The sequence below is a fragment of the Psychrobacter sp. A3 genome (assembly GCF_028823565.1).
Classification (GTDB): domain Bacteria; phylum Pseudomonadota; class Gammaproteobacteria; order Pseudomonadales; family Moraxellaceae; genus Psychrobacter; species Psychrobacter celer.
The window spans coordinates 1-12,208 of the sequence record NZ_JAPEHS010000077.1; the positions used below are offsets into that span (position 1 = coordinate 1).

The following is a 12,208-nucleotide window of genomic DNA, read 5'->3' on the forward strand; positions in this document are numbered from 1 at the left end:
CCATTTTTAAAATGAGGACACGCCCCAAAACAATATACGCCAATGGCATAACGAGCGCTAAAAGAGCAATTAGGCCAGTACTCGCCAAACAACCACGACGACGGCCAATAGGTAAAAGACAGGCGCAAACCAGCCGACTTGCGTGGCAATCGCAATAAAGATAGCAAAGCCTGAGAGTGCCAGCCAGTCGCGGCGACGGTCATTGAGCATATCCGCTCGGATTTGCTGTATTTCTCTGAGCTGACTGTCTTGTCGCGACCCTTGCGAGGCAAGGCTCTGTAAGCCTTGATCGAGTAGTTTTGGGATATCCGTGGTCGATAATAACAGCTCTGGCAACTGTTGGCGCAGCTGTTGTAAGTTGCGCACAGGGTCGAGCTGCTCTTTGATCCAGCCGCTAAGGATGGGCTTGGCAAGCGACCAAATATCAAGCTCAGGATATAGGTCGCGCCCCAGTCCCTCGACATGTACCAAGGTTTTGAGCAGTAGCATTAACTGTGGCGGAATACTCATATGATGACGACGAGCAATATCCAAAATCTGCATCAATACTCCAGCAAAATCGATGTCGTTAATGGATTTTTGTAGCATCGGACCAACGGTGCGTTTCATGTCACGCATGAGTGCATGCTTGTCGGCGTTAGGTGGTATCCAGCCTGCACGGCTGACAATATCTACCACTGCCGTGAAGTTGTTATTCATCACCGCCAGCAGCATCCGCGCCACCACCAGCTGATCGTCTCTTGATAGTGTACCCATGATGGCACAATCGAGGCCGATATAGCGCGGCTCATGCCCAAGCTTTGCCGTATTATCGTATAAATCCTTGACAGGTGGCGTCTCAACGAAGACATTACCCGGATGCATATCAGCATGAAAAAAGTTATCGCGAAATACTTGGGTAAAAAATATCGTTAAGCCTTTTTCTGCCAGTGTTGCACGGTCATAACCTAGCTTATCAAATACCTCAACCTGCGAGATAGGAACGCCTTGGATGCGCTCCATGACCATGACGTTTTTGGCGGCATCATAAACTTCAGGCACATACATGAGTGCCGAGCCTAAGAAGTTATTGCGCATCTGCGTGGTATTGTCCGCCTCCAAGGTCAGGTCCAGCTCATTGAGCATCACTTGGCGGTAGTCTTCGACGATATCAATGATATGTACCGCGCGCGCCGCTTCGATACGCGCCGATGCCCAGCCGGCCAGCTCGCGCAGTAGCTCAAAGTCAGAGACGATGGTGGCGCGAATATCAGGCCGCACCACCTTTACCACCACTTCACGACCATCATGCAAGGCCGCGGTGTGTACTTGGGCGATAGATGCCGCCGCTAGTGGCTTGACATCAAAGCGGGCAAACAATGTGTTGATTGGTTGACCGAGGCCGTGTTTTGGGTGCTGAATCTGAGCAATGGCAACGTCAGCGTCGAAGGGTTTGACTTTGTCTTGTAGCTGCACCAGCTGCTCGATGATCTCGGGTGGCACCAGATCACGGCGCGTAGAGAGCAGCTGGCCAAGTTTTAAAAACAGCGTGCCCATGTCTTCTAGGGCGTACTTGATAGCGTTGGGTTGATGTTTTTTGCCCCACGCGGCAGGGTGCAGACGAATCAAGCGCGCGATAGGCTGTAGCTGCGGCATCTCTTCTAAAGACAGGTGCGTATCGATACGATAAGTGGCGGCGATACGCCAAAGCTCAAATAAACGGGCGCGGTGAGATAGTAGCATGAGAAATAAGCACTCTAAAAAATTCAAAAATAGGGTAGCGCGGTGCTTAGGGTTTGTTAAATATTCAACACGCCCCAGACCAGTTACTGATGAAACGAGTTGTTAAGAAAACGTGACTGCTCTTCTTTGATGGCTGCAAGTCTCGCTTCTTCGCGCTCCACATCAGCACGTAGCTTGAGGAGCTGCTGCTTGAGGTCATTGACCTCTGCCACCTCAGCGGGGTCAGGTACAGCATTGCCTGCCACATCATTAGCCCAATCGCTGACGTCATCAAATGCGCGTTTGGCACTATGTCGCCAGCTGCTTTTTAGCTGAGAGATGAGCAGGTGTAATTGGCTGGCCATGGGCTTGCCGATGAAAGGCTCCAGCTGTCCTGCCACGTCAGGGTCAAACCCTGCGACCAGCTGTTTTAGCTGCATGAGTACCTTATAGTCGCCTGCGATAGGCAGGTTGCCTTCGGTGCCGCGCATCAGGTTGAGCAGTTGGGCAGGATTGTCGACTGTAATGGTGCAATCTGGTCGGCTGTGACCGATACGCGCGCGCTGCCTACTGGCTTTTTGTCGCTCATCCATAGTGCCGCTTGGCTCAAACACACTGTCCGTGGTCACAGGCTCAAAGCGCAAACGCTCATGGCTAAACAACACGTCTAGATGAATCTCAGGCACGGCCATCTCTAGCCGCAATACTTTACCAGCAAGCGGGGCCAATCCTGCTTTGGTAATGTCATCGCTAGCGATAGCAAAGTTAATCAGCTTTTCGGCACCAGCCAAAAGTAAAACAGTCAGCATAAGGCTCTCGCGTGTTTGGTGAAGCGCCTAACAACAGCGCTAAGTTTATAATAATCAACGACTACAGAGTGTGGCGGCTCAATAGTCACCATCGTTATCCCATCATGCAGTACAAAAGACGCAGCATTAAGCACTACTTACTAAACGCTAAATACTAAGTGCTAAATACTAAGCAATATTACGCCTTAAAACCGCGATGCACCGCGACGATACCGGCGGTGAGATTGTGATAATCACAGTTTTCAAAGCCAGCTTGTTGCATCATTTGCTTTAGCGTTTGCTGATCAGGATGCATACGAATCGACTCTGCCAAGTACTGGTAACTTTCAGAATCATTGGCAATCAGCTTGCCCATCATCGGTAGCGCTGTAAATGAATACAGATCATAGGCTTTAGACAGTGGCTCAAAAATGGGCTTTGAGAACTCCAAAATCAACAAGCGACCACCTGGCTTTAGTACGCGGTACATAGCTCGCAGCGCTGCGTCTTTGTCTGTGACGTTGCGTAGACCAAAGCTGATGGTCACCAAATCAAAGCTTTCATCATCAAACGGCGCCAGTGTTTCAGCGTTGGCCAATACAAAGTCTACGTTGTTGCAGCCTGCATTGATCAGGCGCTCACGGCCGACCTCCAGCATGGCCGCGTTGATGTCTGATAGTACCACATGGCCGTGGCGACCCACTTCGCGGCTAAACACTTTGGCCAAGTCGCCGGTGCCGCCAGCGATATCGAGTACCTGCTGACCGGCACGCACGCCTGATAAGCTAATCGCGTAACGCTTCCATAGACGATGGATACCAAATGACATAAGGTCGTTCATGATGTCATATTTTTTGGCAACAGAAGTAAAGACATCAGCCACACGTGCTTGTTTTTCTGCTTTATTGACTGTCTTATAGCCAAAGTGCGTCTGCTCATTGCCATCGGTTTCAGGCGTGTGCGGGTTGTTGATGTCATCGCGCTGATTAAATAGCGTCTGCTTGGTAGTTTGTGCTTGCGCAGCGCTAGGGTCGGCACTGTCATTGATCGTATTAGGCATAGTGGTTTGTTGACCTTGTGGGGTTCCGGTGGGTAAGTCTTGGACTTGGGTAAAGTCATGGTGTTGGCTGCGCTGAGCGTCTGTCTGCCGCGCTTGTGCTTGCGCTGTGATGTCTTGATTATGACGGATGCTTTCTTTGACGAGACTGTCTTGCAGCTCGGCCTGCTCGGATGGCTCGTGGATGGTAGCGGCGCGGTTGGTGTTATCTGTGCTGTCGGTCATCATTGTGTCCTATTCGTTATTGTTATGACTTTCTTGGTAGGGCGTGTTGGTATTAGCCAATCTACACTATCAGTCTATGATACACCAAACCTCATTGGCTTACCGTCATTATCCGCGGCATGCACCTGCTCGATAATCAAAAGCTCCTGCTGGCAAAATGGCTCGATAAAATGACTGACACTCTTGAGTGGTTTCATAGCCTGAAAGCCTGTGTCAATGAAATCATACAATGGCTGAAAATTATAGCGATAGGCGGTGCCTTTGGCTAAGGCAAAGGCTTTTTTGAGCATAAATGAGTTCAAATGCTTGTCTGTGCGATAACAAACGTCTTTGAGGTTGGCGATTTGGACGCGGCGTGCTTCTGCTTCATCGACAGCACGATAGGCGGCCAGCATATTGTCTTCGGTCACTGGCAACTCTTGGGTCAGTAACCACTGCGCCAAATGCAAATCCAGCTCAATCGCCAAAATCGCCGCTTGAATGCCCATACTGCCAGTCTCCAGTGCCGACTCTTTTGCCAAGCGCTCAAGCTTTTGCGCTTTGGGTAAAATGCGCTCCAACTGTTTGGCCAGTAGCTTAAACTCATCGCCGCCATATAGCTGGGTCAAAAAATACTCAGCCATCAGTTGGTTTTTGGGCTGAGAAAACAGCTCATGGTGCGTGTGTTTGATGCGCGTTTGTTGCCATGACTGTACGTCTTTTAGTTTACTGTTTAGGGCATCGTCTTGATGGTAGGGCAGCGCCCAAAAGCGGGTCAAGTGTTGTTGTAAGTTGGCTAAAGCGGCCATGGCAATCAATCCTATAAAATCAATAATATTATCAAAGTGCTGATAAATGGCGTGGTGTTACCTGTCTGTCAGTGATATATTTTAATGGTTTTGTACGCAAAATCGTTTTTAAAACGCTATAAAGATTTTAAAAACCGTATGAAAATACCGCCATTATAAAGACAAGGTCAACAAGCAGTAGGGTCAATTCGCTATAAAATCGATACGCTCATATCAACGTGCAACTTTTTATAAAGCGGCTTTATAGCCATGTATCTGATTTATTTAGACGCAGCTATATCTTACGTATCTCTAAATGACGGCCTGTAGCAAACGGACGTATCGTAAAAAGTGTTCACCTTAAAAGAAAACAAAACAGAATACAAATGCCAAACTGTTACCCAAATGGTTACATAGCAACGTTATTTAGTCTATTGGCTGAGTGCTAGTATAAAAATGGCTCAAAATTTTGCAAGATTGATGCAATGGATCAGCATTAGATGAGCCTATAAAAAGCCAACTAGGACGGAGGATGCGATGTCAAAAAACAACCATGCTGCAGAGCAGAGTGCACCAGATGGACGCACACCAGCTGATAAAAAAATCATCAGCCAGCGTCTCAAACCTAATCCGCTTAGCCAGTTTTCTATGGACAAAGATGCCCTGCGACTGGCATTGGTCACGGCGCAATACGCCCTGCGAGCAACGCGGCAACAAAGCCCGCCTACCCATGACAAAGCCACAGGGCTGCTGGTACTGGTCAACGGGATGGAGCAAGCTGGTAAAGGCACCGCAGTCAAGCAGTTAAGAGGCTGGGTAGATCCGCGGCTACTAAAAGTCGAGGCGACCGTTGGCGACTGCCCACTGGACTATCAGCCGATTTGGCAAACGCATACCAAAGTGCTACCACGTCACGGTGACGTGATGGTGTATTTTGGGAACTGGTATGCTGACCTGCTGTATGACGTCATGCGTATGACTTGCGTAAAAGACACTACCGAAACAGCCGCTGGGACAAAGAGTCAAAACAAACAAGACGATGCGCCGTCATCTTTGATGTCTCGTATGACGACCAAGTGGCAAGACTACCTACAGCAGCAGCTGGCGAAACTAACTGCCTTTGAGCAGGATTTGGCGGCCAACCAAACGCGACTGCTTAAGTGCTGGTTTCATGTCGATGTCGATACGTTGCAAAAACGCCTGACTGACAAAACAGCAGACCCACAGTTTTTGTATCAAATGGACTGGCACGACAGACAAGTAGTCGATACCTTCAATGAGGTGGCTACCGCGCTGCTTAGACAACAACCAGACTGGGTCATCATCGATGGGGAGGACAAGTCTGCTGCTGCCGATCATTTTTGTCATGAGGTGCTGCACGCCATACAAGAAGCGCTGGCAAGTAGCAAGACGAAGGATGACACTAAGGCAAAGTCTCATCCCAGCCCCTTCGTGCCAGTCGCCATTCCCAATCAGCTACAAGATATCACCAGCACAAAAATAGACAAGTCTGACTATAAAGAGGCGCTGGCGGCCAAACAAGCGCGTTTGGCTGCGCTACTGCGTGCGCGCAACGGTCGGCATGTCGTCTTTGCTTTTGAAGGCATGGATGCCGCTGGCAAGGGCGGGGCGATCAAAAGGCTAGTAGCGCCGCTCGATCCGCGCGAGTATCAGGTTTATAATATCGGGGCGCCGATGCTTCATGAGCTGCAGCATCCTTATTTGTGGCGCTTTTGGCATAAACTGCCCAACGAGCACACTGACCGCATCAGCCGTATTGCTATCTTTGATCGGACTTGGTACGGGCGAGTGTTGGTTGAGCGTATCGAAGGCTTTGCTGACGCGGCGGCATGGCAGCGTGCCTATGACGAAATCAACCGTTTTGAGGCCGACCTAGCTGATGCAGGCACGCTGGTAATAAAATACTGGCTGGCCATCGACAAAAAAGAGCAGCTACAGCGCTTTGAGGCACGCCAGCAGACACCGCACAAGCAGTATAAGCTGACGGATGATGATTGGCGCAATCGCGATAAGTGGGAGAGGTATGTACAGGCGGCTGCTGATATGCTGGCACGGACAGACACAGACAAGGCACCATGGTGCATCATTGACACCAACGAAAAGCGCCAAGCGCGCCTGCAAGTCTTGGATCATGCCATCGAACAACTATCGTCACTATAGGCGTATGGCGTAAATAAGCGTATAATGGTGCAGGTAAACACGGTATCATCTGCCCTAACCATGAGCAGTTACAAATCTTGTAATATCATCATGCATTATGTGCTTATATTGAATATAATAGGCGCGTAACGTTTCTTGCTACACCCAACAAAACGTAGCAAATAGAGTCTTGTGACCTGTATTGGTGCCTTTGGTAATACACCGACCATCACAAGCTCTGACAACGCTTATCATAATTAGCAGTTATCAAGTACTAACATTATCATCACAAAAGATCTAAGCCGCAAGATGCTGTAATCAGACGATTGAGCAATACCCCTTGCGGCTTTGTGACATGTTGCATTAAGGGTTTTACCTTCGGCACGCTTGTCTTTAATCGCATATAATTTCAATCAGCTTACGCAGGACGTATCAACGTATGGGTATTAGCAGCAGCTCTACAGGGCCCGCCAAATCAGTCGGCTCTATGAGAATAAATCTATTTTTTGCCATTTTACTGATTGCGATGACCGCCTACTTTTTATGGTGGGGTCTAGATTACACAATGCGTCAACAAACGACGCTATTTATTATCGCCACCGCTTTTGGTGTCTTTATGGCATTTAATATCGGTGGTAATGATGTTGCCAACTCCTTTGGCACCTCGGTGGGCGCAGGGACGTTGACCATCCCGCAAGCGCTCGGGGTTGCCGCGATATTTGAAGTATCCGGCGCAGTGCTGGCAGGCGGGGAAGTGACGGACACCATCCGCAAAGGCATCGTAGACTTAGATGGTCTGACCGTCACGCCCAACCAGTTTATTTACGTCATGCTCTCAGCTCTGGTTGCGGCCGCATTCTGGCTGTTGTTTGCCACGCGCAAAGGCCTGCCAGTATCGACCACGCACTCTATCATCGGCGGGGTGGTTGGTAGCTCTATCGTGTTGGGCTTTGATTTGGGTGGCAGCGCGACGGCACTCTCGACAGTCGATTGGGGCACGGTTGGCACCATTGCCATCTCATGGGTGTTATCGCCTTTATTGGGCGGTATCTTGGCCTATATATTGTACGGTCAAATCAAGAAAAACATCATCGAGTATAATGATAGAACCGAGGCTCATATTGGTGAATTAAAAGCCAGTAAAAAAGTCTTAAAACAAAACCATAAAGAGTATCTGGAGCGTCTGACCGAGTCGGAGCAGCTGGCTTATACCTCAGCGATGCTGCGCGACCAAGAAATCTACAAAGATGATGATTGTGTCGTCGAAGATTTAGAAACGGACTATTACAAAAAGCTGTATGAGATCGAAAATGAGCGTAGCAGTCTAGATACGCTAAAAGCACTCAAGCAATGGGTGCCGATGATTGCCGCGCTTGGCGGCGCGATTATGACGTCTTTAGTGGTGTTTAAAGGTCTTAAAAACGTCAATAATAGCCTGACGACGCTACAAGGTTTTTTGATCATGGGCATGATTGCCGCCTTGGTCTGGTTGGCCACCTTTATTTATACCAAAAGTATCCGCGGTAAGCATAAAGAGGATTTGACCAAAGCGACCTTTATTATGTTTAGCTGGATGCAAGTATTTACGGCGTCCGCTTTTGCCTTTAGTCATGGTTCAAACGACATTGCCAACGCCGTCGGCCCGTTTGCGGCCATTATGGATGTTATCCGTACCAATGAGATTGCCTCACAAGCGGCAGTGCCACCAGCGGTGATGTTGACGTTTGGGGTGGCGCTGATCGTCGGTCTTTGGTTTATTGGTAAAGAAGTCATTCAAACCGTCGGTACCAATTTGGCAAAAATGCATCCCGCTTCTGGCTTTTCGGCAGAGTTGGCCGCCGCTGCCGTCGTGATGGGTGCCTCGACCATGGGTCTGCCAGTATCGAGTACGCATACGTTGGTCGGTGCGGTATTGGGGATTGGTATTGTCAACAGAGACACCAATTGGGCGCTGATGAAGCCAATTGGTCTGGCGTGGGTTGTCACTTTACCAGCTGCCGCTACGATGTCTGCGATAAGCTATGTGGTTCTAAAAAATATCTTTTAACCAATAAAAGCGGCAACCATCATGCAAAGATACGCATGCAGATAGGTGGCCAGTGTTGTACACGAGCATACGCTCATAAAAAACGCTTATCAGCCTGATGCCGATAAGCGTTTTTTTATAAATGTAGAACCTATCCTATCTTAGCGCTTAGTCACAGATAGTGGATGGGGCTAGTCCGTACCAAATTGCTGACGTTTTTTGGCAAAAAAGCGATCCAAGCGATCCATGGCGTTTTCTAAGTCATGGATATTGGGCAAAAATACCAAGCGGAAATGGTCAGGTTTGTCCCAGTTAAACCCGGTGCCTTGTACCATCAGGACATTTTCTTCTACCAGTAGATCCATCATAAAGGCCATGTCGTCTTCGATAGGGTAAACCTCAGGATCCATTTTGGGAAAACAATAAAACGCGCCCTGCGGCATGGTGCAAGAAATGCCTTTAATGGCGTTGAGGCGAGTGACGGCCATTTCACGCTGCTTGTACAAGCGTCCCGTCTTTGAGGTCAGCTCTTTCATGCTTTGGTAGCCGCCCATCGCCGTTTGAATCGCGTACTGGCCTTGGACGTTGGAGCACAAACGCATGGACGCCAGCATATCTAAGCCTTCGATAAAGTCGGTGGCGTGTTGCTTTTGTCCTGAAACCAGCATCCAGCCGGCACGAAAGCCTGCGATACGGTGCGACTTTGAGAGACCATTATAGGAGAGTACCAGCACGTCATCCGTCAACGTGCTCATCGGTGTATGCACGGTATCATCATACAGGATACGATCATAAATCTCATCAGCCATGATGATCAGATTATGCGCTTTGGCCACTTCAATAATCTGTCGTAGCAGCTCGTCGCTGTAGAGTGCCCCTGTGGGGTTGTTGGGGTTGATCACGACGATGCCTTTGGTTTTGGGCGTGATTTTAGATTTGATGTCTTCGATATCTGGGTGCCAGTTATCGTCTTCATTACAGCGATAATGGACAGCGGTGCCACCAGCCAGATTTGCAGCGGCCGTCCACAGTGGATAGTCTGGCATCGGAATCAGTACTTCATCTCCATCATTCATCAGCGCCTGCATGGTCATCACAATCAGCTCAGACACACCGTTGCCCAGATAGACGTCGCGCACATCGACGGCAGAGAGCAGCCCCTTTGATTGATAATATTGCAGCACGGCCTTTCGCGCCGAAAAAATCCCTTGCGAGTCTGAGTAACCAGTCGCCTCTGGCAGGTTCATTGATACGTCGCGCAAAATCTCATGCGGCGCTTCTAGACCGAAGGGCGCAGGGTTGCCAACGTTGAGCTTCAAAATACGTTTGCCTTCTGCTTCCATTTTATTGGCAGTCTGAAGTAGGGGGCCACGAATGTCGTAGCAGACGTTTTGTAATTTGTCAGACTTTCTTATTGTATTCATAAAGGGATCGCTTGTCTGGTTGGTTGGTGAAGGGGCTTGTGTCATGGCTGCATCAGCTTGGCTGATTGGTTTTTGGGATTGACTGATATGCTCGTCTAACGCGCGATGTTGGCCACTGGTTTGAGCTATCGTTAGCTCAGGGGCGCTGCTAGAGCGTGGCAGCTCCGTATCGGCTGCACTCTCACCGCGCAGCAAATATCCTTCGCTACAGCCCAAAATACGTGCCAATGTCGGCAGTTTAGATGAGACGATACCGTTGGTGCCACGCTCCCAGTTAGAGATAGCGCCGCGACTGACCTTAGCGCCAGCGGCAGTCATCGCTTGGGCTAGCTGCTCGGCGGTCAGCCCTTTATCACGGCGCAGCTGCACCAGTCGCTCAGCCTGAGTGCTCTTTTTATTGTTATCAGCCATTACGTTTAAGCCTATATATATGTGGTAGTGCGAGTCTTACGCATCAGTAAATCTGTGATTGCGGCGCATAAATGTTTAATGCCAATGCAAGATATTATTGCATCTTATCTATCAATGCAAGCTGTATCTATTGGTCTATTTTACAATGCAAGAATAACTTGCAAAATATACCTTTAAGCTGTGCCTTGAGTATATCTGTAGCTTTTGCCAAGCTATTCAGGCTTTTAAAACATGACCAATTTGCCTAGCCAATTTGACTATATAAAATATAAGACGCTTATAGGTCGCCAAAGGGAGAAGCGTTGTTTTCTTATCATTTTTATTACAGTGCTCATCAGACTTGAGGCGTAGAATGATATTGTTGTAGTAGACACCTTGAATAATGCTGGTTGTATCAACAAATATATAGCATCGTTATTATTATCATGGGCTTAATTGGCTCTGTATTTTGGTAGTTTTATAGCGAGATGGTGTTGTAGCGAGATAATGTTATAGCGATTAATCACAAAAAATCAGACGAAACCGAGAAATAAGGATAAACCATGCAAGACAACCAACTTAGCAAAGAAGAAATCAGTCAATTGACCGACGCTGACTGGCGCGAGCGTTTGAGTAGCGAAGAGTATCATGTGATGCGCGAAAAAGGCACGGAGCGTCCGTTTACTGGCGTTTATAATGATGTCAATGACGATGGTATCTACCGCTGCAAAGGCTGCGGTGCAAAGTTATTCGATGCTGACAACAAGTTTGATGCAGGCTGCGGCTGGCCAAGCTTTGATCAAGGTATCGACAATGCCGCTATCGATGAGCATGAAGACAACTCATTAGGTATGCGCCGCACCGAGGTGACCTGTAGCAACTGCGGCGCGCACTTGGGTCATGTGTTCCCTGATGGACCGCGTGAGACGACAGGTATGCGCTACTGTATCAACTCGGTCTCTATTGATTTGGATAAATCTGCAAAATAACCTGCTTGTATGATTTTACCGCAGAGCGTATGAATGGCATCGCGTCAGCATTTTTTAATACAAAAAAGTCTTGCTGGTCGTCAATACGGCCAGCAAGTACCGATTTACCCCTCAGTTTGAAGGGCTAGAGGGGTTGTGCCCGCAGTATAAAGGTCAGGGTTTTCATGGATAACATGGGATAGTGAGCCAAGCTGTGCATCCAAAATGTGTCAATATAAGAAATATCTGTAAATTTTTAAAAATATAAAATCAATAAAAACATAGGTTTGCTGATTGTTTTTTTTAAATAAAAGAAAATCATGAAAAAAAGGCAAAATACCGTTTGACAGCCATGTGTAAATCTATATAATACACACCCACAGAGCGAAGCTTTAGTCAGTTAGCTTCTGTTAGAGTTTTCCTTTTAAGGAATTTTCAGCAATATCTAGTTTGGATGTATAGCTTTTAGAATTTACGAAAATGTAAATTGTAAAATTCGGTTCCTATGCATAGTTTTTAGAATTTTCCCTTTAAGGAAAATTCTCTTGCATAGCTAAAAAAGCAATGCTTTTTTTATACGCTCTTCAGGGTGATTAGCTCAGTTGGTAGAGCGTCTGCCTTACACGCAGAATGTCGGCAGTTCGAGCCTGTCATCACCCACCACTTATTAGCAAGTGGGCCTTTATAAAGGCAAGATGCTAA

8 protein-coding genes and 1 tRNA gene are annotated in these 12,208 nt (G+C 48.0%); 4 read left to right on the forward strand and 5 right to left on the reverse strand.

The features are described from left to right. Window positions 1-69: 69 nt before the first annotated feature. The 4 genes from NK638_RS09925 to NK638_RS09940 form a co-directional block, all read right to left on the reverse strand. Entirely contained in the window at window positions 70-1,722 is a 1,653-nt protein-coding gene (locus NK638_RS09925) for an ABC1 kinase family protein (RefSeq protein WP_274632893.1), read from the reverse strand. 83 nt (window positions 1,723-1,805) lie between these two features. Continuing rightward, complete coding sequence (locus tag NK638_RS09930; protein WP_274632894.1) at window positions 1,806-2,510, reverse strand: ubiquinone biosynthesis accessory factor UbiJ; 705 nt, start codon at window positions 2,508-2,510, stop codon at window positions 1,806-1,808. 178 nt (window positions 2,511-2,688) lie between these two features. Beyond that, entirely contained in the window at window positions 2,689-3,771 is a 1,083-nt protein-coding gene (ubiE, locus tag NK638_RS09935) for a bifunctional demethylmenaquinone methyltransferase/2-methoxy-6-polyprenyl-1,4-benzoquinol methylase UbiE (protein ID WP_274632901.1), read from the reverse strand. A 74-nt stretch (window positions 3,772-3,845) separates the two neighbouring features. Next, window positions 3,846-4,559, reverse strand: coding sequence for an FFLEELY motif protein (locus NK638_RS09940; RefSeq protein ID WP_274632895.1), 714 nt, complete (start codon window positions 4,557-4,559; stop codon window positions 3,846-3,848). A 516-nt stretch (window positions 4,560-5,075) separates the two neighbouring features. Between NK638_RS09940 and NK638_RS09945 the strand changes: the two genes are divergently transcribed. Next, window positions 5,076-6,719, forward strand: a complete 1,644-nt coding sequence (locus NK638_RS09945; RefSeq protein WP_274632896.1) for an ATPase — start codon at window positions 5,076-5,078, stop codon at window positions 6,717-6,719. Between the two features lie 418 nt (window positions 6,720-7,137). Continuing rightward, window positions 7,138-8,745, forward strand: a complete 1,608-nt coding sequence (locus NK638_RS09950; protein ID WP_274632897.1) for an inorganic phosphate transporter — start codon at window positions 7,138-7,140, stop codon at window positions 8,743-8,745. Between the two features lie 170 nt (window positions 8,746-8,915). On the opposite strand, the gene NK638_RS09955 is transcribed toward NK638_RS09950, so the two are convergent. Then, the gene (locus NK638_RS09955) at window positions 8,916-10,559 is read right to left on the reverse strand and encodes an aminotransferase class I/II-fold pyridoxal phosphate-dependent enzyme (protein WP_274632898.1); all 1,644 of its coding nucleotides are present in this window, start codon (window positions 10,557-10,559) and stop codon (window positions 8,916-8,918) included. Window positions 10,560-11,101: 542 nt separating this feature from the next. Here NK638_RS09955 and msrB point away from each other — a divergent pair. Both msrB and NK638_RS09970 read left to right on the forward strand, forming a co-directional pair. After that, a complete protein-coding gene (gene msrB, locus NK638_RS09960; RefSeq protein ID WP_274632899.1) occupies window positions 11,102-11,527 on the forward strand; it encodes a peptide-methionine (R)-S-oxide reductase MsrB in 426 nt (141 codons plus the stop codon). Window positions 11,528-12,093: 566 nt separating this feature from the next. Continuing rightward, window positions 12,094-12,169, forward strand: a tRNA-Val gene (locus tag NK638_RS09970). Window positions 12,170-12,208 lie beyond the last annotated feature (39 nt).

Bases quoted from the DNA above. Each gene is read 5' to 3' on its own strand.
- NK638_RS09955 (WP_274632898.1), bottom strand. From the start codon at position 10,559: ATGGCTGATAACAATAAAAAGAGCACTCAGGCTGAGCGACTGGTGCAG.
- NK638_RS09925 (WP_274632893.1), bottom strand. From the start codon at position 1,722: ATGCTACTATCTCACCGCGCCCGTTTATTTGAGCTTTGGCGTATCGCC.
- NK638_RS09950 (WP_274632897.1), top strand. From the start codon at position 7,138: ATGGGTATTAGCAGCAGCTCTACAGGGCCCGCCAAATCAGTCGGCTCT.
- NK638_RS09945 (WP_274632896.1), top strand. From the start codon at position 5,076: ATGTCAAAAAACAACCATGCTGCAGAGCAGAGTGCACCAGATGGACGC.
- msrB (WP_274632899.1), top strand. From the start codon at position 11,102: ATGCAAGACAACCAACTTAGCAAAGAAGAAATCAGTCAATTGACCGAC.
- NK638_RS09940 (WP_274632895.1), bottom strand. From the start codon at position 4,559: ATGGCCGCTTTAGCCAACTTACAACAACACTTGACCCGCTTTTGGGCG.
- NK638_RS09930 (WP_274632894.1), bottom strand. From the start codon at position 2,510: ATGCTGACTGTTTTACTTTTGGCTGGTGCCGAAAAGCTGATTAACTTT.
- ubiE (WP_274632901.1), bottom strand. From the start codon at position 3,771: ATGACCGACAGCACAGATAACACCAACCGCGCCGCTACCATCCACGAG.